The 23155-nt window shown below is 66.1% G+C and carries 21 protein-coding genes and 1 other RNA gene; 14 read left to right on the top strand and 8 right to left on the bottom strand.

Annotated features, from left to right (window positions below; genetic code table 11):
• Positions 1-79 precede the first annotated feature (79 nt).
• Complete coding sequence (locus D4766_RS04085; RefSeq protein WP_162935647.1) at positions 80-2179, bottom strand: TonB-dependent receptor plug domain-containing protein; 2100 nt, start codon at positions 2177-2179, stop codon at positions 80-82.
• Between the two features lie 220 nt (positions 2180-2399).
• Between D4766_RS04085 and D4766_RS04080 the strand changes: the two genes are divergently transcribed.
• From D4766_RS04080 to D4766_RS04070, 3 genes are all read left to right on the top strand, one after another.
• Positions 2400-3101 carry an ATP-dependent Clp protease proteolytic subunit gene (locus tag D4766_RS04080; RefSeq protein ID WP_120716299.1) on the top strand — a complete coding sequence of 234 codons (702 nt, stop codon included), beginning with the start codon at positions 2400-2402 and terminating at the stop codon, positions 3099-3101.
• Between the two features lie 200 nt (positions 3102-3301).
• Positions 3302-4570, top strand: coding sequence for an ATP-dependent Clp protease ATP-binding subunit ClpX (clpX, locus tag D4766_RS04075; protein ID WP_120716298.1), 1269 nt, complete (start codon positions 3302-3304; stop codon positions 4568-4570).
• Positions 4571-4598: 28 nt separating this feature from the next.
• Complete coding sequence (locus D4766_RS04070) at positions 4599-5297, top strand: class I SAM-dependent methyltransferase (RefSeq protein ID WP_120716297.1); 699 nt, start codon at positions 4599-4601, stop codon at positions 5295-5297.
• Here the strand turns inward: D4766_RS04070 and D4766_RS04065 are convergent.
• Both D4766_RS04065 and mtgA read right to left on the bottom strand, forming a co-directional pair.
• Positions 5294-6202: a cation diffusion facilitator family transporter gene (locus D4766_RS04065; protein ID WP_120716296.1), complete on the bottom strand. Its 909-nt coding sequence runs from the start codon at positions 6200-6202 to the stop codon at positions 5294-5296. The genes D4766_RS04070 and D4766_RS04065 overlap by 4 nt on opposite strands.
• Before the next feature lie 4 nt (positions 6203-6206).
• A complete protein-coding gene (gene mtgA, locus D4766_RS04060) occupies positions 6207-6875 on the bottom strand; it encodes a monofunctional biosynthetic peptidoglycan transglycosylase (protein WP_120716295.1) in 669 nt (222 codons plus the stop codon).
• 104 nt (positions 6876-6979) lie between these two features.
• On the opposite strand from mtgA, the gene D4766_RS04055 reads away from it, so the two are divergent.
• Positions 6980-7723 (top strand): SDR family oxidoreductase, encoded by a 744-nt coding sequence (locus D4766_RS04055; protein ID WP_120718045.1) that lies wholly within the window; start codon positions 6980-6982, stop codon positions 7721-7723.
• A gap of 51 nt (positions 7724-7774) precedes the next feature.
• Here D4766_RS04055 and rpoH read toward each other — a convergent pair whose 3' ends face one another.
• Together rpoH and D4766_RS04045 are read right to left on the bottom strand one after the other, a co-directional pair.
• Positions 7775-8698, bottom strand: a complete 924-nt coding sequence (gene rpoH / locus D4766_RS04050) for an RNA polymerase sigma factor RpoH (RefSeq protein WP_120716294.1) — start codon at positions 8696-8698, stop codon at positions 7775-7777.
• 123 nt (positions 8699-8821) lie between these two features.
• Complete coding sequence (locus tag D4766_RS04045; RefSeq protein WP_120716293.1) at positions 8822-9766, bottom strand: RluA family pseudouridine synthase; 945 nt, start codon at positions 9764-9766, stop codon at positions 8822-8824.
• A 16-nt stretch (positions 9767-9782) separates the two neighbouring features.
• Between D4766_RS04045 and D4766_RS04040 the strand changes: the two genes are divergently transcribed.
• The 5 genes from D4766_RS04040 (at position 9783) to D4766_RS04020 (ending at position 14210) form a co-directional block, all read left to right on the top strand.
• Positions 9783-10178: a M67 family metallopeptidase gene (locus D4766_RS04040; protein ID WP_120716292.1), complete on the top strand. Its 396-nt coding sequence runs from the start codon at positions 9783-9785 to the stop codon at positions 10176-10178.
• 126 nt (positions 10179-10304) lie between these two features.
• A complete protein-coding gene (locus D4766_RS04035) occupies positions 10305-10949 on the top strand; it encodes a histidine phosphotransferase family protein (RefSeq protein WP_120716291.1) in 645 nt (214 codons plus the stop codon).
• Positions 10950-10953: 4 nt separating this feature from the next.
• Positions 10954-11661, top strand: coding sequence for an N-acetylmuramoyl-L-alanine amidase (locus D4766_RS04030; protein ID WP_120716290.1), 708 nt, complete (start codon positions 10954-10956; stop codon positions 11659-11661).
• 7 nt (positions 11662-11668) lie between these two features.
• An RNA gene (gene rnpB / locus D4766_RS04025) (RNase P RNA component class A) lies at positions 11669-12086 on the top strand.
• Positions 12087-12161: 75 nt separating this feature from the next.
• Positions 12162-14210, top strand: coding sequence for a S46 family peptidase (locus D4766_RS04020; protein WP_120716289.1), 2049 nt, complete (start codon positions 12162-12164; stop codon positions 14208-14210).
• 48 nt (positions 14211-14258) lie between these two features.
• On the opposite strand, the gene D4766_RS04015 is transcribed toward D4766_RS04020, so the two are convergent.
• Positions 14259-15569 (bottom strand): UDP-glucose dehydrogenase family protein, encoded by a 1311-nt coding sequence (locus D4766_RS04015; protein WP_120716288.1) that lies wholly within the window; start codon positions 15567-15569, stop codon positions 14259-14261.
• Positions 15566-16369: a metallophosphoesterase gene (locus D4766_RS04010; RefSeq protein WP_120716287.1), complete on the bottom strand. Its 804-nt coding sequence runs from the start codon at positions 16367-16369 to the stop codon at positions 15566-15568. Before D4766_RS04010 ends, D4766_RS04015 begins: the two co-directional genes overlap by 4 nt.
• Before the next feature lie 271 nt (positions 16370-16640).
• On the opposite strand from D4766_RS04010, the gene D4766_RS04005 reads away from it, so the two are divergent.
• Positions 16641-17402 carry a TorF family putative porin gene (locus tag D4766_RS04005; RefSeq protein WP_120716286.1) on the top strand — a complete coding sequence of 254 codons (762 nt, stop codon included), beginning with the start codon at positions 16641-16643 and terminating at the stop codon, positions 17400-17402.
• Between the two features lie 187 nt (positions 17403-17589).
• On the opposite strand, the gene nhaA is transcribed toward D4766_RS04005, so the two are convergent.
• Positions 17590-18795 carry a Na+/H+ antiporter NhaA gene (gene nhaA, locus D4766_RS04000; protein WP_120716285.1) on the bottom strand — a complete coding sequence of 402 codons (1206 nt, stop codon included), beginning with the start codon at positions 18793-18795 and terminating at the stop codon, positions 17590-17592.
• A gap of 87 nt (positions 18796-18882) precedes the next feature.
• Between nhaA and D4766_RS03995 the strand changes: the two genes are divergently transcribed.
• The 4 genes from D4766_RS03995 to D4766_RS03980 all read left to right on the top strand — a co-directional run bounded on the left by D4766_RS03995 (position 18883) and on the right by D4766_RS03980 (position 23126).
• Entirely contained in the window at positions 18883-20283 is a 1401-nt protein-coding gene (locus D4766_RS03995; RefSeq protein ID WP_120716284.1) for a glycosyl transferase family protein, read from the top strand.
• Between the two features lie 440 nt (positions 20284-20723).
• Positions 20724-21398 carry a hypothetical protein gene (locus D4766_RS03990; protein WP_120716283.1) on the top strand — a complete coding sequence of 225 codons (675 nt, stop codon included), beginning with the start codon at positions 20724-20726 and terminating at the stop codon, positions 21396-21398.
• Positions 21399-21444: 46 nt separating this feature from the next.
• Complete coding sequence (locus D4766_RS03985) at positions 21445-22359, top strand: sulfite exporter TauE/SafE family protein (protein WP_120716282.1); 915 nt, start codon at positions 21445-21447, stop codon at positions 22357-22359.
• Between the two features lie 23 nt (positions 22360-22382).
• Complete coding sequence (locus D4766_RS03980) at positions 22383-23126, top strand: TIGR02186 family protein (RefSeq protein ID WP_120718044.1); 744 nt, start codon at positions 22383-22385, stop codon at positions 23124-23126.
• Positions 23127-23155: the final 29 nt, after the last annotated feature.

Here is a 23155-nt window from a genome sequence, read left to right as displayed (position 1 = left end):
CCCTTGGGGCGGCGCCTTGCACGCCTTGCGGCAATACGTCCGCCCCTCTTCCTCGAAGACGCCCGATGCGAAGTGCGGTCTAGAAGTTGCCCTTCAGCGACAGTCGGAAGATCGGCCCGATCAAGCGGGATTGGTCTTCGATGAAGGCGACGGGCGAGGTATCGCGGCGTCCGGTATAGACCGTGCGGTACAGGCGGTGCCTTGCGTCCACCAGGTTAATCACGTCGAGCCGCGCGGTCAGCCCGAACACGTCTTTGTTCTCGATGAAGTAGCGATCGAAGATTGGGCCTTCGGTCTCTTTGCCTACTTCGTTGATGCGATGGTATTCGGTCGAATCGATATGTTCGAACCCTGCACCCCATGCCCAGTCGCTTCCGGGGATGTCGTGTCGCAACGTGACTTCGATGACGCGGTAGCCGAGCCTGTCCATCTGGCGTTTCTCGCCGGTCAACGGATCGATCAGGCGCGACGTTTGCAGGATGACATTGCTGTCGATCTTCGCCCCACGGAACCCGATGGGCTCCAGCTTGACCGTGCTGGTCCATTCGAACCCGTAGCGGCGCAGCCGGTCGATGTTCCCGCGTCCTTCACCGCCGCCGGGCAGGGGCACAAGGTCGACGTAATCCTCGAAGTCCCGGTAGAACACCCGCAAGTTGGTGCTCCCCCAGGGGCCGAGGTCCTTCTTGCCGGCGACCTCCACATTCCAGCTTTGCGACGGGACGAGATCGAAGTTGCTGTCGTTCTGGTTCGCATCGTCGAGGAAGACGCGGCCTAGGAAATCGTTGAAGTTGAGCTGGCCCACCGCTCGTTCGAGCTTGAACGACAGGTCGAGGCCGCGCTTGGGCTGCCAGGCCAGACTCAGCGTGCCCTTGGGCCGCAGGAAGCTGCGCGAAACCCCGGTCGGACCGGTCTGGCTGATCGTGGAATGCTCCGCACCGACAATTGCCTGCAGCGAAAGCTTCGGCGTCAGTGGGCGCCCGTAGCTCAGGCTCGCTTCGTAGCGGTCTTCCCGCACCCCGCCATCGCCTTGCGGGAAGGGGATCTCGACGAAGCTTCCCCCGGACGCGAGGTCGAACAGGCTGGCATTCTTGTCGAGCCGGTTGAACGCAGCTTCCCCCGCGATCTGCCAGTCCGCCACGCCCCATTTCCAGGAAAGCTCGGACCGGCCGATGACTTCGCCCGAATCGACGACTTGCGCATATCGCCCGCCATCGGGGATGCCGCCAGCCGACGACGTAGTGACCACCTCTTCGCGAAACCGGCTCTGGTCGAAGCGGTTCAGCCCGATCAGCTTGAGTTGCGCGCCGAACACGGGGAACTGGTAGTCTCCGCCGAACTCGTAGTCGTATGCGCGGAACCGGCCGCTGAGATCGCGGAACTGCGGAACACCGCCCACCGGGGTCCGGACCTCGTCGTCGGTGTAATCCTCGTACTGGCGGCGATACGAGGCATTGAGGTTCGCGATCGCCCCGTTAGGGGCGGTATGCTTCAACCCGACGCTGAGCTTGGGTGCGTCGTATTCCGACACCAGCTTGCCATCGCGGATCTCGCGCAGCGACCGATCCGCGTTCAGGATCTGATACGGCCCCCCGAACCCGCCGCCGCCGACGCTGTTCGCAAGTGCGGCGGTGTATTCGATCCTCCCGAGCGTCCCCTTCACCGACACTTCGCCCGCGGTGTAACGCGGACGGGTGAAGTGCACTCGGGCCTCCCCGTTCCACGAAAAGCTGCCGGTGAAGGTGTCGGGCCGGGTGATGATGTCGGCCACCTGCCCCGACAGGCCGGGGATCGAGAGCGTGGCGCCATCCACGATGTCGATGCGAACGACGCTGGACGCCGGGATACGGGCGATCTGGTCGCGCAGATCGTCGGATTTCGACGGCAGCCGCCGCGAATTGACGAGTACGTTCTCGCTGGCATTGCCCAGCCCGCGGGTGCCCGATTGGTCGCCGCGAATGAGGAAGCCGGGTACGTTGTTCAACATGTCGAGGGCGGTCTTCGGCGCGAAGCGCGCGAAATCCGCCGCGCTGTAGCTTTGACGCCCTTCGACGTTCGCGGGCTCGGGCGCATCGGGCGGCGGGGCATCGCCGCTGGGCGCATCCTGCGACAGGGCCGGCGCTGAAACCGACGCGAGGAGCGCCGCTACAACCGGCGCGACGTGTTTGGACTGCAAGCTCACGGTCTTCCTTCCCTTTTCTGGAAGGTGTATTGTGTCAATGACACGGCGGCGTCCCGTGTCCTTCGACGAACGACATCGTTTGGGCGATCAACGACAAGTGTAATCGTCAGGAGATCGAGGGCCGGCAGGTCATGCAGGGGATGGTCTCGGTTAATGCCCTTGAACATCTGTATGCCACTAGCGACATAGGCTGCCGGATATTTACAAGGACGGAATTTTCATGATCGACGTGTTCGGCGGATCGCAGCATGTTTATGGCAGCCAGGGTCGCTTCACCCAGGATCCGGTGACCGGCGCGCTGGTGCCCGTGGTGGTCGAACAGACTAGCCGGGGCGAGCGCAGCTTCGACATCTTCAGCCGCCTGCTACGCGAGCGGATCGTGTTCGTGACCGACCAGATCGAGGACAACATGGCCTCGCTGATCGTGGCGCAGCTGCTGTTTCTCGAAAGCGAGAATCCCTCGAAGCCCATCAGCATGTACATCAACTCGCCCGGCGGCGTGGTGACGGCCGGCATGGCGATCCACGATACCATGCAGTACATCAAGCCGCGCGTCTCGACCGTCTGCGTCGGCCAGGCGGCGTCGATGGGCAGCTTCCTGCTCGCGGCGGGCGAACCCGGCATGCGCATCGCGCTGCCCAACGCGCGGATCATGGTGCACCAGCCCAGCGGCGGCGCGCGCGGCATGGCGAGCGACATCGAGATCCAGGCGCGCGAGATCCTGCGCATGCGCACCCGCATGAACGACCTCTATGCCAAGTACACCGGCAAGACGCTGACCGAGATCGAGAAGGCGATGGACCGTGACACCTTCCTCGAGGCCGACGAGGCGATGGCCTTCGGCATCGTCGACAAGGTCTTCGAGACCCGGCCCGAGAACGAGGAAGCCGGCGAGCCGGGCAGCGGCGGAGCGCCCGAATAACCGCAGGCGTACAGGCGATGCACGCCGGCCGGACCCGCTTCGGCAGGGTCGGCGTAGCATTTCGGCAACCGTGCCGCTTCAGCTTGCCGCAAGGGCGGACACGCTAGGCGCAATGTGTTGATTATCGAGAATCCGGCCTTAGGGTCGGCGAATCCCTCCACCCTCTCCATGGGCTGGCCGCGGGTTCGGAAAGACGGGACATGACCAAGTTGAGCGGAACCGACAGCAAATCGACCCTCTATTGCAGCTTCTGCGGCAAGTCGCAGCACGAGGTGCGCAAGCTCATCGCCGGACCCACGGTGTTCATCTGCGACGAGTGCGTGGAACTGTGCAACGACATCATCCGTGAAGAGACGAAGGCCGGCATCGCCGGGCGCAAGGAAGGCGACGTTCCGACGCCGCTCGACATCTTCGAGACGCTGAACGACTACGTGATCGGGCAGGACCGCGCGAAGCGTGTGCTCAGCGTCGCGGTGCACAACCACTACAAGCGGTTGAAACACGGCGGCAAAGCGGGCGACGTCGAACTCGCCAAGTCGAACATCCTGCTTGTCGGCCCGACCGGCTGCGGCAAGACCCTGCTCGCGCAGACGCTGGCGCGCACCTTCGACGTGCCGTTCACGATGGCCGACGCGACCACGCTGACCGAAGCCGGTTACGTCGGCGAGGATGTCGAGAATATCATCCTGAAGCTGCTGCAGGCCAGCGATTACAACGTCGACAAGGCGCAGCACGGCATCGTCTACATCGACGAGATCGACAAGATCACGCGCAAGGCGGAAAATCCCTCGATCACGCGCGACGTTTCGGGCGAAGGCGTGCAGCAGGCCCTGCTGAAGCTGATGGAAGGCACCACCGCCTCCGTTCCGCCGCAGGGCGGCCGCAAGCATCCGCAGCAGGAATTCCTGCAGGTCGACACGACGAACATCCTGTTCATCTGCGGCGGCGCGTTCGCGGGGCTCGACAAGATCATCGCCGACCGCCTTCAGAAGCGCTCGATCGGTTTCGGCGCGCACGTCGCCGATCCGGACAAGCGCCGCGTTGGCGAACTGCTGCAGAAGTGCGAGCCGGAAGACCTGCTGAAGTTTGGGCTCATCCCCGAATTCGTCGGCCGTTTGCCGGTGATCGCCACGCTCAACGATCTCGACGTCGCGGCGCTGGTGGAAATTCTCAGCGAGCCGAAGAACGCTCTCGTCAAGCAGTATGCGAAGCTTTTCGAGCTTGAAGACGTGGAGCTTACCTTCACCGAGGATGCGCTGAAGGCGATCGCCGAGCGCGCCATCCAGCGCAAGACCGGTGCACGCGGCCTGCGCTCGATCGTGGAAGGGCTGCTGCTCGACACGATGTTTGACCTGCCGACGATGGACGGCGTGACCGAGATCGTCGTCGACAAGGACGTCGTCGAAGGGCGCAAGGACCCTGTCCGCGTCGTGTCGGCCAAGAAGGGAAAAAAGGACGAAGCGGCCTGATATCGCCGGGGCGGGAATAGCCTCGGCCATGCCGCGCGTCCCGCCCGCCTTACGTCCATTCTCGGCCCTGCGCGCGTTCCGCCGCCGCCTGCACAACCCCGATCTCGCCGCGCTCGGCCGCATGGTCGCTGGCGGCAGCGATCTCGCCGTGCTGCAACCGTGGACCACATCTTCCGAGGAGCGCTACCCGGCGCTGTTCGACGCGGTCGCCGGCGCTTTCGCCGACCGGCCTGACCCGCGCATCCTGTCTTTCGGATGCGCTGGCGGGGAAGAGGTGCGGGCACACCGCCGCCGCCTGCCGGACGCGACGATCGTGGGCGTCGACGTCAACCCCCGCGCGCTCGAACGGGCTCGCCGGCGCGACCGGAACCCGCTTTCGTGCTACCTCATCGGCGACCGCCCCCCGCCGGGCGCGCCGTTCGACGCGGCGCTTGCTCTCGCGGTGTTCCGCCACGGCGAAATCGAACGCCATCGCCCGGACACCTGCACCCCGATACTGCCGTTTGCCGCCGCTGCTGCGACCTTCGCCCCGCTGGACGCAGCTATCGCGCCCGGCGGCTACCTCGGATGGGGTCATGCGCACTTCCGCCTGGCCGATCTCCCGGGCGGAGCGAATTACGAACTCGTCGATACCTGCGGGCTGGAGCCGTCCACCTGTCTCTACGGGTCTGACGGGTTCAGGGTGGAGGGCACCGGGCCGGCCGGCCTGTTCAGGAAACGCGCCTAGCAGCCTTGCGCGCATTCGCGCGACTGTTCGATCTGCACGGTGACGTGGCCGATGGCGTGGTCGTGTTCGAGATCGTGCGCCAGCGAACGCAGGAACACGTCGCCGGGATGCCCGCGGGGCATGACCAAGTGGGCGGTGAGCGCCGCTTCGGTCGTGCTCATGGGCCAGATATGGAGATCGTGCACCGCGCTCACGCCCGGTAGCGCCGCCAGATGCCGACGCACCGCCGCCTCGTCGATATGGTCCGGCACGGCGTTGAGCCCCAGCTTCACGCTGTCCTTGAGCAGGCCCCACGTTCCCCAGGCGATGACCAGCACGATGACAAGGCTGGTGACGGGGTCGATCCACCGCTGCCCGGTCCACAGGATCAGCGCGCCCGCGACGACGACCCCCAGGCTCACCAGCGCGTCGGCAGCCATGTGCAGGAACGCGCCGCGGATGTTGATGTCGTTCTTGCGCCCTCGCGCGAAGAGCATCGCGGTGGCCGCGTTGATGACGATGCCAATGCTGGCGACTACGATCATCGTGCGCCCCTCCACCGCCGGCGGTTCGCTCATCCGGTTGACCGTCTCGAAGGCGATGCCGCCGATCGCCACCAGCAACAGGCCCGCGTTGGCGAGCGCGGCGAGGATCGTCGAGCTCTTGAAACCGTAGGTGTAGCGCCCGCCCGGCGGCCGCTTCGCCAGCACGCTCGCCCCCCATGCGAGCGCGAGGCTGAGCACATCGCTGAGGTTGTGGCCTGCGTCGGCGACCAGCGCCATCGACCCCGAGACAAAGCCGTAAAACGCCTCGACCGCGACGAACGCCAGGTTGAGTCCGATGCCCCAGCCGAAGGCCGCGCCGAAGTCCTTCGGCGGCTGGCCGTGCCCATGCCCGCCATGATCGTGAGAGTGCCCTGCGCCCATCGGCCTACTCGTAGACGCAGGAATCGAGCCCGTCACGCCGCACCACACCGATACGCGCGGCGATCGTGTTGCCGTAGCGGCGGGTGAAGCCGGTCGGGTTGGTGACCGATCGCGTCTTGGGCGAGGGCAACGCGGCGGCCATCCGCGCGGCTTCGGTCCGGGTCAGCCGGTCCGCGGAATGACGGAAGTAACGCAGCGCCCCCTCTTCCGCGCCGTACGTGCCGATGCCGGTCTCCGCGACATTGAGGTAGACCTCCATGATCCGCCGCTTGCCCCACATCTTTTCGATCAGGAAGGTGAACCAGGCCTCCAGGCCTTTCCGGAAATAGCCACCGCCCTGCCACAGGAAGACGTTCTTGGCCGTCTGCTGGCTGATCGTGGAGCCGCCGCGGATGCGACCACCTTCCATGTTCCGCCTCATGGCGTTCTCGATCGCCTCGCGGTCGAAGCCGTCATGGGTGCAGAACTTGCCGTCCTCCGCCGCGATAACGGCGGACACGAGGTTGCGGTCGATGCTCGACAGCGGTTCCCAGTTCCTGACGACGGGGTTGGGATCCATCGCCATCGTCGCAGTGTAGAACACCGGCACGAACCGGAACACGATGACGAGCACAAGGCTCAGCGCGACGAAGCCGACGGCGATCCTGGCGAGGAGCTTGGCTAACCACAACATCGTGGCGGCGATAGGAGAGCCGGGGACGGCTGGCAAATTGCACCGCCCCTTCCGCCGACCGCCGGCAATCCCCACCTCGCGGCGACACGATGGAGAACACGACCATGAAGACCAGCGGCAACACCATTCTCGTCACCGGCGGGGGCAGCGGCATCGGCCGCGAAATGGCCCGCTGGTGGCACGCCCACGGCAATACGGTGATCGTCGCCGGGCGAACCCCCGAAACACTGGAGGAAACGACCGGCGGACAGGACGGCTTCCACACGATGGTGTTCGATGTCGGCGACCCGGCTGACATCGAGCGGGCGGCGAGGGAGATCGTGGCCGAGTTTCCGGCCCTCAACGTGCTCGTCAACAATGCGGGCATCATGAAATACGAGGATGCCACCGCCGGCCGCGACCTGGGCGACGCGGAAGCGACGATCGCCACCAACCTGCTCGGCCCGATCCGCCTGACCGATGCGCTGATCGATCACCTGAAGACGAGGGCCGATCCGGCAATCGTGAACGTCACGTCGGGCCTTGCGTTCGTGCCGTTGCCGGCCACGCCGACCTACTCCGCCACCAAGGCGGCGCTGCACAGCTACACGGTGTCGCTGCGCGCGAAGCTGGGCGACGCGGTCGAGGTGATCGAGGTCGCGCCCCCGGGCGTCCAGACCGATCTCACGCCCGGCCAGTCCACCAACGACATGTACATGCCGCTCGCCGACTTCATTGCCGAGACGATGGCGCAGTTCGAAGGCGACGAGACGCCGAGCGAAGTGCTGACCGGTCCGGTCGAGCCGCTCCGCCATGCCGAACGCGATGGGACGTTCGGGAAAATGCTCGCGATGCTCAACCAGCGCTGATGCGAAAAGGGCCGCCCTCGCGGGCGGCCCTTCGTTTCTATTCGGCTCGAATCAACCGGCCGCGAGAGCGGCGATGCTGCCCGGAGGGGCGAGGCGTTCGCTGGCGATCCGGGCCATAGCCTTCTGCAGCTTCTCGAACGCGCGCACCTCGATCTGGCGGATACGTTCGCGGCTGACGTCGTAGACCTGCGAAAGCTCTTCAAGCGTCTGCGGATTGTCCGTCAGGCGCCGTTCGGTGAGGATGTGCTTTTCGCGGTCGTTGAGGCTGTCCATCGCTTCCACGAGCATCTCGTGGCGAACCTGCGCTTCCTCCGCCTCGGCGGTGGTTTCGTCCTGCAGCGGACGATCGTCGGTCAGCCAGTCCTGCCACTCGCCGGACCCTTCCTCGCCATTGCGCATCTGGGTGTTCAGCGAGCCGTCGCCGCCCATCATCATCCGGCGATTCATGTTGATCACTTCCTGCTCGGGCACGCCGAGATCGGTTGCGATCTTCAGGACATCGTCGGGATGGAGGTCGCCGTCCTCGTAGGCTTCGAGCTCCTTTTTCATCCGGCGCAGGTTGAAGAACAGCTTCTTCTGCGCGGCAGTGGTGCCCATCTTCACGAGCGACCAGCTGCGCAGGATGAATTCCTGGATCGACGCCTTGATCCACCACATCGCGTACGTGGCAAGGCGGAAGCCGCGATCGGCCTCGAACTTCTTGACGCCCTGCATGAGGCCGACGTTACCTTCGGAGATGAGGTCGCTGACCGGCAGGCCGTATCCACGATAGCCCATGGCGATCTTGGCCACGAGCCGCAGGTGGCTGGTGACGAGCTGCGCCGCAGCTTCGGGATCCTCGTGCTCCTCGTACCGCTTCGCGAGCATGTATTCCTGCTCGGGCGTGAGGATCGGAAATTTCTTGATCTCGGCGAGATAGCGGTTGAGGCTCTGCTCACCGCTCAGCGCCGGGACTTTGGGACTGGAATTGCTCACTTTACCCTGACCTTTCTCGCGTCGCCCTCGTTGTCGGGACCCCTGCTGGGCATCCTTCGGGTGGGGCACGCTCCACCATATGTAGGATTGGCACCCTGACCGTGCGAGTGCAGTTCGTCGATTTCAATCATCTATCCGGTCGATAAGTTCCGCCATGTCGGCGGGCAGTTCGGCGGAAAAGCCGAGCCGTTCTCCGGTGACCGGATGGATGAAGCCGAGGCTCGCCGCATGAAGCGCCTGACGGCGGAATCCGATTTCCGCGAGCATGGTGCGCAAGGGTGCGGGCGAACGACCGTACACAGGGTCTCCCAATAGCGGATGACCGATTGACGCGAGGTGAACCCTGACCTGGTGGGTGCGTCCCGTTTCGAGCCGGCATTCGACCAGCGCGGCATGGCCGAGCGGGCGCAGCGTGCGGTAGTGCGTGACAGCGTGCTTCCCGCGCGTGGAGCCGTCGGGAAGGACGGCCATCTTCTTGCGGTTGGCATCCGACCGACCGATGCGCCCCTCGATCCGGCCCGCCGCCGGTTTCGGCTGCCCGCCGGTCACCGCAAGATAGGTGCGCTCGATCGAATGGTCGGCGAACTGCTTCGCCAGTCCCTCGTGCGCGGCATCGCTCTTGGCGACGACCAGCAATCCGCTCGTATCCTTGTCGATGCGGTGGACGATACCCGGGCGCAGGGTGCCGTTGATGCCGCTCAAGCGTCCGGCGCAGTGATGCAGCAGCGCGTTGACTAGCGTTCCGTCGAGATTGCCTGCTGCGGGGTGCACGACAAGGCCGGCGGGCTTGTCGACCACGATCAGGTGATCGTCTTCGAACACCACGTCGAGCGGGATGTCCTGCGCCGGGGTGTCGAGCGGGGCGGGCGGGGGCAGGGAAACGCGGAATGGTTCGCCGCCGGAGACTTTCGCCGAGGCGCTCGACGCCGTCCCCCCCGCGACCTCGACCGCCAGTTCGCCGATCAGCGCCTTTACCCGCTCGCGCGACAGGCCGGTGGCATCGGCCAGCACCTTGTCGAGCCGGCCGGGAGCGGGGAGGGTGCCGGAGATGATTTCGCCGCCTGACATGGTATGGCCATGCGCGATGGAGATCGAAGTCTCAAGCGAGGTCGAACCGGCGATGCTCGCGCGCGCGTCTGCCGCCTACCCGCGCGAGGCCTGCGGTCTGCTGCTGGGGCGGGCCGGTACGATCGAAACCGCGACGCTGGCCGCCAACGTCCATTCGAACCCGGACACCCATTTCGAAATCGACCCGCAGGCGCTGGTCGACGCGCACCGGGCAGCGAGGGCTGGCGGGCCGGAGGTGATCGGCTATTGGCATTCGCACCCGCACGGTCCGCCAGCCCCCTCGGCGACCGACCGCGCGCACGGAACGGGCGACGGCAGGGTGTGGGCGATCGTCGGCGAAGGGAGGGTCGGGTGGTGGCGCGACTCACCGGGCGGGTTCGTAGCGCTTTCCTACCGGAACGGGGGCGGCTAGGACGACCGGAATGACGGTTCGAAACCCTCGCGATTGCCGAACGATGCGGTGGTCATGCGGGGCTTGCGGACCTACCTCCAGGACACTGTGACAGGTGTGACACGGTTAAGGAACCGCACTCCCTCGATGAACGATACCGACCAACTCGATCTCGCCGCCCTCCTCTGCTCGCGCCTCTGCCACGATCTCCTGTCGCCAGTCGGCGCGATGACCAACGGGCTCGAACTGCTCGCCGACGAGCGCGATCCCGAGATGCGGCAGCGCTGCCTCGAACTGCTCGAACAGAGCGCGAAGGCGAGCGCCGACAAGCTCAAGTTCTTTCGCCTCGCCTTCGGTGCGGCGGGCGGCTTCGGCGAAAGCGTGCCGGTGGACGAAGCCCGCTCGGTTGTCGAAGCGCTGGTCGCCGGGGCCAAGCGGGTCGAGCTCAACTGGGCGCTGGCCGAACCCCGCATGCCGAAAGGCGCGGTGAAGGTGCTGCTCAACTTCGCGCAGATGGGCCTCGACGCGCTGGTCCGCGGCGGCACGCTCGACGTCGGCGCCGAGAGCCGCGGCGGGGCGAGCGAGATCGTCGTACGCGCCGTCGGTCCGCGCATTGCCTTCGACGAGACGATCGGCCGCGCGCTGGAGGGCAGCCTGCCCGCGGGCGAACTGTCGAGCCGCACCGCAGCCGCGCACATGCTCAGCCTCGTCGCCCGGCAGGCGGGCGGCGGCCTGCAATACATGCTGTCCGCAGACGCGCTGGTCCTCGGCGCGGTCCTTCCCGAAGGCTGAAATCATGCGCGACGAACTGGTCCACCGCCACCAACCGTCGCCCAACTGGGACGAGCGCGCGCTGCCGATCAGCATGGTGGTGATCCACTATACCGAGATGCAGCCGGTCGAGACCGCGCTTGAAAAGCTCACCGATCCCGAAGCCAAGGTCAGCGCGCACTACCTGATTACCGAGGCGGGCGAGGTGATCCGTCTGGTCGACGAGGACAAGCGGGCCTGGCATGCGGGCATCAGCTACTGGCGCGGGCATCCGGACGTGAATTCCGCCTCGATCGGCATAGAGCTCGATCATCCCGGCCATGCGGGTGGATACCGCGCGTTCTCCGATGCGCAGTTCGAGGCGCTGGTTCCGCTACTGGCGCGAATCGTGAAGGACCACGACATTCCGCGCGCCAACGTGGTCGGCCATTCCGACGTGGCGCCCGCGCGCAAGATTGACCCGGGCGAGCTTTTCCCGTGGGAGCGGCTGGCCGGATACGGACTCTGCCTTCCCCGGCCGGAAAAACTCGAACAGGGCGACCCGTTCGACAACGACGCCTCGTTCTACCTCGCGCTGGAGCGCTACGGATACGACGTGACCGACGGGCACAAGGCGGTGGAGGCGTTCCAGCGCCGCTGGCGGCCCGAGAAGATCGACGGCGAGATCGATGGGCAGGTTCGCGCGATACTGTTCCAGTTGCTCTTGGATCGCGACCAGGGACGGACTAGATAGCGATTTGCCAGGAGGCCGGGCAGCCGCGTGCACCTTCGGGTGTTCGAGGAAAGTCCGGGCTCCACGAAACAAGGGTGGCGGGTAACGCCCGCCGTGGGCAACCATAGGGACAGTGCCACAGAGAGTAGACCGCCTCACCCGATCTGATTGGGCTCGAGGTAAGGCTGAAAGGGTGCGGTAAGAGCGCACCGCGCTTCCGGCAACGGCAAGCGGCAAGGTAAACCCCACCCGGAGCAAGGCCAAATAGGGGCCTCGTGCCATGTGTCTTCGGACAGGTGGCAGGGACGTTTCGTCCCGAGAGGCCCGGGTTGGCTGCTCGAGCGCACGGAGCGATCCGTCGCCGAGATGAATGGCTGCCCCGGCGGCGAGGGTCCAAAAGGAAACCGGCCGCCGGACAGAACCCGGCTTACAGGCCTCCTGGCAATTTGACTCGACAGACTGCATGGACTTTTGGATCGCCCGCGGCATACCCGGTTGCAAACGTAACCAGGAGAGTATGCATGCTTCGAATCGGTCTCTTGACCTCCGCCGCCGCGATCGCCGGACTGGGCCTTGCCGCCCCCGCCGCCGCGGACGAGGGGATGTGGACGTTCGACGGCTTCCCCGCGGCCAAGATGCGGGCGGAATACGGCTGGGCGCCCGACCAGGCGTGGCTCGACCGGGTCCAGGGCGCCGCCGTGCGCCTGACCGGCGGCTGCTCGGCAAGCTTCGTCTCGAACTCGGGCCTCATCCTCACCAACCACCACTGTATCGCCAGTTGTCTGTTCGACAATTCGAGCGATGCAAATGACTACCTCGATCGCGGCTTCATTTCCGACCGGCGCGAGATGGAACTGAAGTGTCCGGGCCAGCAAGCCGAAGTCGTCACAAAGATCACCGATGTCACGAGCGACGTGAAAGGTGCCTTCGGCAACTTTACCGGTGAGGCGCTGACCAAGGCACGCGATGCCAAGATCGCCGAGATCGAGAAGGCGAACTGCACCGACCTCGCCACAACCCGCTGTCAGGTGGTCACGCTGTTCGGCGGCGGCCAGTACAAGCTCTACACGTATCGCAAGTATTCCGACGTTCGCCTCGTCTGGGCACCCGAAGACCGCGCGGCCACGTTCGGCGGCGATCCGGACAACTTCAACTTCCCGCGCTACTCGATGGATGCCAGCTTCCTGCGCGCCTACGAGAACGGCAAGCCGATCTCGACGCCCAACCATCTCAAGTGGAACCCGCGTCCGCCGAAGGAAGGCGAAGTCACTTTCGTGGTCGGCAACCCTGGTTCGACGAGCCGCCTGTGGACCGGCAGCCAGATCGCCTTCGAACGCGAGGTGCGCCTGCCCACGACGCTGGCGACGATGTCCGAACTGCGCGGGCGCCTCATCCGCGCGATGGACGAGAGCCCCCAGCACGAGCGGGAGGGCCTCGACACCCTCAACGGGATCGAAAACAGCCTCAAGGTCTATATCGGCCGGACCAAGGCGCTCAACGACCCGGCTTTCACAGGTCAGCTCGCCGCCAACGAAACCGCGCTCAAAACGCAGAGCGCCAACAATCCCGCCGTCGGCGATCCGTGGACCACGGTGGATGGGGCGGTGGCCGAATATCGCAAGCTGTACCTGCCGGCCCGGTTCCTCCAGCCTTCGAGCGATCTTTACGGGTACGCCCAGACGCTGGTCTATGCGGCGCAGGAACGGGACAAGCCCAATGGCGAACGCCTGCCCGGTTTCACCGACAGCGCCCTGCCGCTGACCGAGAAGCGCCTGCTCGACGAGCGGCCGATCTACCCGTGGCTCGACGAGCTGACGCTGGAATGGAGCCTGTCGAAAGCGCGCGAGTACCTCGGCGCCGACGATCCGGACACCAAGCTGCTGCTCGGCAAGGCGAGCCCCGAAGGCCTCGCCAAGTCGCTGGTCGAGGGCAGCAAGCTTGCCGATCCGGCGGTCCGCAAGGCCCTGTGGGACGGGGGCATGAAGGCCGTGCGCGCATCGGACGATCCGATGATCGTGTACGCCCTGCGCCTCGCCGACCGGCAGCGTGAGCTCAAGAAGGCGACCGATGCCGCCTACTCCGGCCCGCTGGCGATCGCTGGCAGCCAGCTCGCCGACGCGCGGTTCGCCGCCTACGGCGACACGCTGTACCCCGATGCGACGTTCACCCTGCGGATCAGCTACGGCAAGGTCGCCGGGTGGACCGAGCGCGGCAACCAGGTGCCTTACCAGACCACGATGGGCGGCACTTTCGATCGCGCGACCGGCAACGCGCCATACGACGTCGCGCCAGCCTTCGCCGCTCGCAAGAACCGGATCGACCCCGCCGCCACCTACGATTTCGTCACCACGAACGACATCATCGGCGGCAACTCGGGCTCGCCGGTGATCGACCGCGCGGGCACGGTGATCGGTGCCGCGTTCGACGGCAACATCCATTCGCTGGGCGGCAACTACGGCTACGACGGCACGCTCAACCGCACCGTCGTGGTCTCGACCGACGCGGTGCAGGAAGCGCTCGAGAAGATCTACCCGGCACCGGCCCTGGTCAAGGAACTGGCGGCCAAGTGATGCGAGGCGGCGCCGGGGAGGACCCGGCGCCGCCATTGCCGGCTGCGATCAGGCGCGGCCGATGCTCGAATACTCGAAGCCCGCCGCGCGCACTTCGCCGGGCCGATAGACGTTGCGCAGGTCGACCAGGACCGGCGCATTGGCGAGGTCCTTGACCCTGGCGAGGTCGAGCGCACGAAAGGCGTCCCACTCGGTCACGATGACGACCGCGTCGGCACCCTCGATAGCGTCGTAGGCGCTGGTGCACATAGTCACGCCCGGCATCAACGGCGCGGCGAGTTCCATGCCTTCGGGGTCGTAGGCCTTCACAGCCACGCCCGCGTCATCGAGCGCCTGCGCGACCGCGATGGCCGGGCTGTCGCGCATGTCGTCGGTGTTGGGCTTGAAGGTCAATCCGAGAAGCGCCGCGGTCTTGCCACGTGCCGCCTCGGGTCCGCCCAGCGCGTCGAGCACCTTGCGGCCCATCGCGCGCTTGCGGCTGTCGTTGACCTTGACCACCGCCTCGACGATCCGGCTCGGCGCGCCCGCATCCTCGGCCGTCTTGAGCAGGGCCAGGGTATCCTTGGGAAAGCAACTGCCGCCGTAGCCGGGGCCGGCATGGAGGAACTTGGGTCCGATGCGCCCGTCCATGCCGATCCCGCGGCTGACGTCCTGGACATCTGCCCCGACCTTCTCGCACAGATCCGCCATCTCGTTGATGAAGGTGATCTTGGTCGCGAGGAAGGCGTTGGCGGCGTACTTGATGAGCTCACTCGTGCGCCGGTTGGTGAACAGGATGGGCGACTGGTTAAGATGCAGCGGGCGATAGACCTGCCGCATCGTTTCGCGCCCGAATTCGTCCTCCGCCCCGATCACGATGCGGTCGGGCCGCTTGAAATCGCCGATCGCAGCGCCTTCGCGCAGGAATTCCGGGTTCGAGACCACCGATACCCGGTGCGCGCAGCCGGTGTCGGCGATGATGCGCTCGACCTCGTCGCCGGTGCCGACCGGCACGGTCGACTTGGTGACCACCACGCAGTCGTGCTCCAGCGTCTCGCCCACTTCCTTCGCGACAGCGTGGACGTAGGTGAGATCGGCGTGTCCGTCGCCGCGGCGGCTCGGCGTGCCGACCGCGATGAAGATCGCCGCGGCGCCGCGGATACCTTCGGCCAGATCGGTCGTGAAGGTGAGGCGACCGGCCTCGACGTTGGTCTCGACCAGCGCGTCGAGCCCCGGCTCGTAGATCGGCATGACGCCGTCGTGCAGCCTGTCGATCTTGGTCTGGTCCTTGTCGATGCAGACGACATCGTGACCGAAGTCGGCGAAGCACGCCCCCGACACCAGCCCGACGTAACCCGAACCCACCATGGCGATCTTCATGCGGCCACTGCCCCCGTTTCGATGGCGATCGTACCGTCGGTCTCGACAGCTTGGATCGTGCGGCGCTCCGTGCCCTCCAGCACCAGCGCGGTCAACCTGCCCGAACGGTATGCGCCGGTGTCGATTCCCACCCGGTTGATACGCCCGTCGATACCGTCGGTGATGGTATGGCCGTGAACGACGAAATGTTCGTGCGGATCGGCGTGATCGAGGAACGGCTCGCGGATCCAGCGCATGTGATGGCTGGACTGCTGGTCCAGCGCGACATCGGGGGCGATGCCGGCATGGACGAACAGGTAGTCTCCTGCGACGAGATAGTCGCGCCCGGCGGCAAGATAGGCTCGGTCCTCCCGGGGGACCCGCGCTGCCATCAGCTCCTGCAGTTCCTCGAGTGTGGCTTCGTCGTAGACTTGCTGCGGAATGCCGTAGCTGAGCACGGTCTGGCGCCCGCCGTGTCGCAGGAAGTGGCGCAGGATGCCGGTGTCCTCGAACGAGTCGAGGAACATCTCTTCATGATTGCCCACCAGCAGTTCGACCTTGCGCTCGTCACCCCAACGCCGGGCGCGCGCGATCACGCCCGCGCTGTCGGGTCCGCGATCGACGAGGTCCCCGAGCAGGACGACCGTCGTCCGCGCAGGTCCGGCGCGGCGGTCGTCTTCGTCGATGGCATCGGCCAGCGCTTCGAACAGATCGCAGCGACCGTGGATGTCTCCCACCGCGTAATACCGCGTGCCGTCCGGAACGGCCGGAGGCGGGGCAACGGGACGCGCGTTGAAGATGTTGCGAAGAGAAGCGAACATGTCGGAGCTAGAGGTCGATTTCCATGGGAGAGGGGCCGCATAGGCGACCGCGCAATGCTCGGCAAACGATGAGCGGCGGCTTAATTGCAGGCCGGTGATGCTCAAATCCAACACCCGAAAGACTGTTTACGCCAACCGGCATTTTTATCTTGTGCATTGCAGCATGACTTGGCAAGAAAGTTGCGCATATGCCGGAAGACGGTTCGCAATAACGACGAACCCCCGGCGTGTGCGCAGGTGGGACGACAGCACAAACCCCAAGGAGTTTGCCATGCTCACGTCCATCCGCGGCTTTGCCGCCGCATCGTTTCTGTCGTTCGCAGCCCTCTCGGCCGCCCCCGCTTTCGCGCAGGACGAAACCGCTTCGTCCGACGGCCTCACCGTTTCGGGAAGCGTTACGCTCGTATCCGACTATCGCTTTCGCGGTGTCTCGCTGTCCGGCGGTGACCCGGCGATCCAGGGTGGCGTCACGGTCACCCACGACAGCGGCTTTTACGCCGGCACCTGGGCCTCCTCGATCGATGACGGCGGTACCGACGTGTACGGCGACATGGAACTCGACCTGTTCGGGGGCTGGTCGGGCGACGTGGCCGAGGGGGTCGGCATCGATGTCGGTGTGCTCCTCTATGCCTATCCCACGAACGCGAAGGGCGTGAAGGCGCAGTACTGGGAACCCTACGCCACGGTTTCGACGACTCTCGGCCCGGTCGAGGCGAAGCTGGGCGCGAACTACGCGTGGAAGCAGGATTCGCTGGGCGGCGACGACAACCTCTACATCCACACCGAACTGGGCACCGCCATCCCGAACACGCCGGTGAGCCTGTCGGCGCATCTCGGTTACACCGACGGCGCGCTCGCTCCGTCGTTTCTGGCCGGCACGGGCGACAGGACCGGATTCGATTGGTCGCTGGGCGCCAGCGCCACGGTGCTCGGCAGCCTGACGCTCGGCGTCAGCTACGTCGGCACGGAAGGGCCATCGATCGACGGTTTCACCGACGACGCGGTCGTGTTCTCGCTGGGGGCGAGTTTCTGAGACGGGAACGGGCAGGCGGATCCGTCCGTCCCGACCTTCCTGCCCCTCCCCGGGCGGCCGGACCACACGCCGAGCGCCGCCATTGTTCTGACGGGCGCTGGCAAGACCATCGATGCGCTCAGGCGCTTCGGCGGAACGATCCGTCGCCAGCGTTCCTCGAAGGCGACAGCCCTGGCGGTACGACTTGCTAGGTCGGTATCTCGCTCGATGCTGCCGCCGGCCGAGCGAAGCGCAGGATCAGGTAACCCATCACCAGTGAGATGAACGTACCGGTCAGCACGCCGATCTTTGCCTGTTCGTAGAGTTCGGGAACGCCCGCGAAGGCCATTGTGCCGATGAATAGGCTCATCGTGAAGCCGATCCCGCACAGGACCGAAACGCCCCACACCTGCAGCCAGGTCGTTCCGCGCGGGCGCTGCGCGATCCCCAGCTTGGTCGCTGCGAAGATCGCTCCCATGATGCCCGCCTGCTTGCCGATCACGAGTCCCGCAGCCACCGCCAGCGGCAGAGGTGCGAGGAACGTATCGAGATTCGCGCCGCGCAGATCGACCCCCGCATTGGCGAGTGCGAACAGCGGCACGACGAAATAGGCGTTCCACGGCGTCAACCGGTGCTCCAGCGGAGCAAGCAGCGGCGTGTCGTCGCGCTTGCGCATCGGGACGCACAGTGCCGCGACCACGCCGGCGACGGTCGCGTGGATCCCCGAATGCAGGACGCAGAACCACAGGGCGACGGCGACGATCGCATAGGGCCAGATGCTGTCGATCCGGCGCATATTGAACAGCGCGAGAACCGAAGCGGCGGCGACTGCGCCGATCGCCCACGCAGCCTTGACCTTTGCGGTGTAGAACACGGCGATGACGATGACGGCGCCGATATCGTCGACGATCGCGACGGTGAGGAGGAACAAACGCAAAGCGGCCGGAACCCGGTTGCCAAGAAGGCCGACGACGCCCATCGCGAAGGCAATATCGGTCGCCGCCGGAATGGCCCAGCCACGATCGAGCTCGGGGTTGCCGTTTACCAAGGATATGAACACGGCGGCCGGTACGATCATGCCCGCCGCGGCGGTCATGACTGGCAAGCGGCGGGCCTGTCGGTCGGCCAGATCGCCTTCTACGAGTTCGCGTTTCACCTCGAGTCCGACGACGAAGAAGAACAGCGCCATCAGTCCGTCGTTGATCCACAGGTGAATATTTGACAGCTTCGGGACCGGGGACCAGGGCAGGGTTCCGTGTAGCAAACCCTCGTACGCCTCGGAGAATGCCGAATTGGCGACGATCAGGGCCAACACCGCCACCGCCATCAAAAGCAGCCCTTCGCGCGCATCCGACACGAACAAAGCCCGGACTGGAGCGATGGCTATTCTCAGTGGCGATTTCGTCTGCGTCATTCCGTTATTCTCAATCGATAGTTTGCGTTGCCAGCCGCTACTTCCCTCGTTAGTCGACACCTAAGGGGCAATACGGGGGTCGCCAACTTGCCGAACGGGGGATTTTCACCTGCCGAATGGCTCGTGCTGGTGCAGCACGAACTGTTGCTGTTCGCCGGTATCTTCTTTTTGGTCGGGGCGATAGACGAACTCGCAATCGATTTTGCGTGGATTTGGCTCCGGCTAACGGGCCGCGCGCGAACCGGGCGGCTTTCGCACGGGCACGATGCTGATGCGCCCCTGTCCGGACCGGCAGCAGTGATCGTGCCGGCGTGGCGGGAAGCGGGCGTGATCGGCGCGACGGTGCGCCATATGCTCGGCGCCTGGCCGCACGCCGATCTGGCGGTCTATGTCGGATGCTACCGCAACGATCCTGCCTCGATCGAAGCCGTCGCGGTCGCGGCAGACGGCGATCCCCGCGTGCGTCTCGTCATACACGATCGCGACGGACCCACCACGAAGGCGGATTGTCTCAACCGGCTGTACCGCGCGATCGAGCAGGACGAGCGCCGCTCCGGTCGGGCGCTCCGGATGATCGTGATGCACGACGCCGAGGACATGGTCGATCCCGCAGCGCTGGGACTGCTCGATCAGGGACTGGCCGTCGCCGATCTCGTCCAGTTGCCGGTGCTGCCCGAACCCATCGCGCGGTCGCGCTGGATCGCATCGCATTATTGCGAGGAATTCGCGGAAGCCCACGGCAAGGCGATGGTCGTTCGCGATGCGCTCGGTGCGGGGTTGCCGACCGCAGGGGTCGGTTGCGCGATATCGCGGCGTGCGCTCGGCTGGCTGGCGCGCCGGCGCGATGGCGACGGTCCCTTCGCCGCCGAGTGCCTGACGGAAGACTACGAACTCGGGCTCGGCATCGCCGACCTGGGAGGACGGACCCGGTTCGTGCGCGTGCGCCACGCGGACGGACGGCTGGTTGCGACGCGCGCCGTGTTTCCGCACCGGATCGACTGGGCCGTCCGGCAGAAGACGCGCTGGGTGCACGGAATCGCCTTGCAGTCGTGGGACCGGCTGGGCTGGAGCGACAGCGTGATCGATACCTGGATGCGATTGCGCGACCGGCGCGGCCCGTTGACCGCGCTCGTACTGGCGTCCGCTTATTTGCTTCTCGCCCTTGTCGCCATCGGTCTGGCGCTCGAATGGATCGGGGTGGGCGCCGCGCTCGAACCGTCGCCATGGATTTGGGCCCTGCTTGTCTTCAACCTCGCAAGCTTCGTCTGGCGCGCGGCCTGGCGCTTCGCTTTCACGGCGCGGGAATACGGCTGGGCCGAAGGGTTGCGGTCGGTCCTGCGAATACCGGTCGCCAACATCATCGCGATCATGGCGGGGCGGCGCGCGTTCACCGGATATATCGCCACCCTGAGCGGACGTGCGCCGCGGTGGGACAAGACGCGCCACTTGGTCCATCCGGCCATCGCCGCGAGCGAGCAGGCGACGTGAACGGTCCGGCGGCAGGCCTCGGGGCACGGCGGCGTGGGGAGCCGCTGGCGGCGCTGCTGCTTCTGCTAGCGGGATGGGCCGGGGTCAGGGCGATGGTGTGGGAAACGCCGTTTCTCCCCGCCGAGGCTTTGCGTGACACCTATACAGTTCCGGTCGGATCGCCCGCGGGTTCGACCGCCCCGGCTTGGATCGCTTCGCACACAGCCGAGCCGATATCACAGGTTGGGTCGGTTCGATGGGCGGAAAAGCTCACGAGGCCCGCCCACCGTCCGACGGTCGAAAGGCCGGAAAGCTTCACGCCCTCGGTCTTTCTCGGTCCGCCGACCGGTTTGTCGGCTTTGCCGTCCAATGGGTTGGGGCAACCATCGCCGGATCGCCGCATGGCCGATCATCCGGCTTCTCGCGCCGCGAGTTCGCCGCTCGTTCCGGCTGGTGTTTCGATGTCGCTCAAAAAGCCGGGGCGGTTTCATGCCGACGCGTGGTTCGCGTGGCGACCGGGCAGCGGCATCGGGCGGGTCGCGACCGGCGGACCTGCGCCGACCGTGTATGGCGGCACGCAGGGCGGGGCGGTCGTCCGCTTCGACATAGCGAAGGGCGGCGTGGCGCCAGGCCTCTACGTCCGGGCGACGCACGCACCCGGGCTGTTCGCGCAGAGCGACCTCGCAGCAGGAATATCGGCGCGGCCCATCCCGCGGATACCAGTGCGGCTTCAAGCCGAAGCGCGCGCGACCCGTATCGGAGGCGAGACGGAAATCCGACCCGCGCTGATCGCGGTTTCGGAACTCGCCCCGATCGACCTGCCCGCGGGGTTCCGGCTCGAAGGGTACGGTCAGGCGGGTTGGGTTGGTGGACGCTACGCCACCGGCTTCGTCGACGGGCAGGCCAGGCTCGACCGGGCCGTCGCAAATGTCGGCGGCGCGCAAGTCCGGCTCGGCGCGGGCGCATGGGGCGGGGCGCAGCGCTTTGCCGGCAGGCTCGACTTGGGACCATCCCTGACGCTCGACCTGCAGGAAGCCGGCGTGCCGGCGCGTGTGAGTGTGGATTACCGCGTGCCGGTTGCCGGAAACGCACGGCCGGGCGGCGGGGTCGCGGTGACGGTTGCGACGGGCTTCTAACGACGCGCCGCTTCCTATCGGGGCGCGGCTGGCATAGGGGCTGGCCATGGACGTTTACCTGCCCATCGCGAACCTCTCGGTGAACGGGCTGGTAATTATCGCGCTGGGCGCGCTGACCGGGGTCCTGTCGGGCCTGTTCGGGGTCGGCGGCGGGTTTCTGACGACGCCGCTGCTGATTTTCTACGGCGTCCCGCCGACGGTGGCTGCTGCATCCGCCTCGACCCAGGTGACCGGGGCGAGCGTGTCGGGCGTGCTCGCCCACAACCGCCGGGGCGGGGTCGACTACAAGCTGGGCGGGGTCACCATCGCGGGAGGCTTCGTGGGCAGCGGCATCGGCGCGCTCCTCTTCCGGTTTTTCCAGTCGATCGGCCAGATCGATACGGTCATCAACTTCCTCTACGTGATGATGCTCGGCACTATCGGCACGCTGATGGCGCGCGAGGCATGGGCCTCCATCCGGGCGTCCCGGAGCGGCGACAAGCCGCGCGCGGCCAAGCGCCGTCACCACCCGCTCGTCGCCGCCTTGCCCGGGCGCTGGCGGTTCTACCGGTCCGGCCTCTACATCTCGCCGCTCGCACCCTTGCTGCTTGGTGTCGGCGTCGGCATCCTGACGATGCTGATGGGCGTGGGCGGCGGGTTCATCCTCGTTCCCGCTATGCTCTATATCCTCGGCATGAGCGCTGGGGTGGTCGTCGGCACGAGCCTGTTCAATATCCTGTTCGTGACGATGGTCACCACGATGATGCATGCGTTGACGACCCATGCGGTCGACATCGTTCTCGCCGGTCTGTTGTTGCTGGGCTCGGTTTCGGGTGCGCAAATCGGCGACCAGCTGGCGCAGAAGGCGAAGCCCGAACAGCTCCGCCTCATCCTCGCCGCGATCGTCCTGGCGATCGCCTTGCGAATGCTGTGGGGCCTGGGGGTCAGACCCGACGAAATCTATACGATCGCGCCGCTGTGAGGGTGCTGCTCGCCTTCATCGCGATGCTAGCCGCGATGTTGCCAGCGGCGGCGGACGCGCAGCGCGATCCCATTCTCGTGCCCGAAGTCAGCCAGCACGAGGTGCGCGTGCGGCAGGGATTCACCGGTACCGAACTGCTCCTGTTCGGCGCGATCCTCGACCCGCAAGGCACCCGGGCGGCGCGAGGATACGATGTGGTCGTCGTGCTGAAGGGGCCGACCGAACCCATCCGTCTTCGCGAGAAGAGTAAGGTCGGCGGCGTCTGGATTAACGCGGCAAGTACCGATTTCCGCTCCGCGCCGTCGTTCTTCGCGGTCGCGTCGTCGCGTCCGATCGCCGAGATCGTCGACGACAAGACCGCCGCGATCTACGAGTTCGGCACGAACTTCATCCAGCTTTCCCCCACCGGGGAGATCGATCCGGCCGAGCAGGCGCGGTTTACTGCCGGGCTTGTGGACCTCAAGGAACGGCAGGGCCTGTACAAGTCGGACGATCGCGGCGTCTCCATCAGTGAACAGGTGCTCTACCAGGCGCGCATCGCGCTTCCCTCCAACGTCACGACGGGAACCTACACCGCGGAAACCTTCGCCGTCAGCAACGGGCGTGTGGTTTCGTCCGCGGTGGCCGAGGTCGAGGTCGCCAAGGTCGGGTTCGAGCGCTTCGTCGAGGTGTTCTCGCGTGCCCAGGCGTTCTGGTACGGGCTGATGGCGATCGGGCTGTCGATCGGCATGGGCTGGATGGCGGGTCGCCTGTTCGCTCTGATCTGACGCTGCCGGCGGTTCCGCCTGCCATAGCG

Origin of the sequence: Tsuneonella amylolytica (assembly GCF_003626915.1) — a bacterium.
GTDB classification, from domain to species: Bacteria; Pseudomonadota; Alphaproteobacteria; order Sphingomonadales; family Sphingomonadaceae; genus Tsuneonella; species Tsuneonella amylolytica.
This window is presented reverse-complemented; position numbering and strand designations above follow the sequence as displayed.

Coding starts and splice junctions, on each gene's coding strand:
- D4766_RS04080 (WP_120716299.1), top strand. CDS start 2,400: ATGATCGACGTGTTCGGCGGATCGCAGCATGTTTATGGCAGCCAGGGT.
- clpX (WP_120716298.1), top strand. CDS start 3,302: ATGACCAAGTTGAGCGGAACCGACAGCAAATCGACCCTCTATTGCAGC.
- D4766_RS04070 (WP_120716297.1), top strand. CDS start 4,599: ATGCCGCGCGTCCCGCCCGCCTTACGTCCATTCTCGGCCCTGCGCGCG.
- D4766_RS04065 (WP_120716296.1), bottom strand. CDS start 6,202: ATGGGCGCAGGGCACTCTCACGATCATGGCGGGCATGGGCACGGCCAG.
- mtgA (WP_120716295.1), bottom strand. CDS start 6,875: ATGTTGTGGTTAGCCAAGCTCCTCGCCAGGATCGCCGTCGGCTTCGTC.
- D4766_RS04055 (WP_120718045.1), top strand. CDS start 6,980: ATGAAGACCAGCGGCAACACCATTCTCGTCACCGGCGGGGGCAGCGGC.
- D4766_RS04045 (WP_120716293.1), bottom strand. CDS start 9,766: ATGTCAGGCGGCGAAATCATCTCCGGCACCCTCCCCGCTCCCGGCCGG.
- D4766_RS04040 (WP_120716292.1), top strand. CDS start 9,783: ATGGAGATCGAAGTCTCAAGCGAGGTCGAACCGGCGATGCTCGCGCGC.
- D4766_RS04035 (WP_120716291.1), top strand. CDS start 10,305: ATGAACGATACCGACCAACTCGATCTCGCCGCCCTCCTCTGCTCGCGC.
- D4766_RS04030 (WP_120716290.1), top strand. CDS start 10,954: ATGCGCGACGAACTGGTCCACCGCCACCAACCGTCGCCCAACTGGGAC.
- D4766_RS04020 (WP_120716289.1), top strand. CDS start 12,162: ATGCTTCGAATCGGTCTCTTGACCTCCGCCGCCGCGATCGCCGGACTG.
- D4766_RS04015 (WP_120716288.1), bottom strand. CDS start 15,569: ATGAAGATCGCCATGGTGGGTTCGGGTTACGTCGGGCTGGTGTCGGGG.
- D4766_RS04010 (WP_120716287.1), bottom strand. CDS start 16,369: ATGTTCGCTTCTCTTCGCAACATCTTCAACGCGCGTCCCGTTGCCCCG.
- D4766_RS04005 (WP_120716286.1), top strand. CDS start 16,641: ATGCTCACGTCCATCCGCGGCTTTGCCGCCGCATCGTTTCTGTCGTTC.
- nhaA (WP_120716285.1), bottom strand. CDS start 18,795: ATGACGCAGACGAAATCGCCACTGAGAATAGCCATCGCTCCAGTCCGG.
- D4766_RS03990 (WP_120716283.1), top strand. CDS start 20,724: ATGTCGCTCAAAAAGCCGGGGCGGTTTCATGCCGACGCGTGGTTCGCG.
- D4766_RS03985 (WP_120716282.1), top strand. CDS start 21,445: ATGGACGTTTACCTGCCCATCGCGAACCTCTCGGTGAACGGGCTGGTA.
- D4766_RS03980 (WP_120718044.1), top strand. CDS start 22,383: ATGCTAGCCGCGATGTTGCCAGCGGCGGCGGACGCGCAGCGCGATCCC.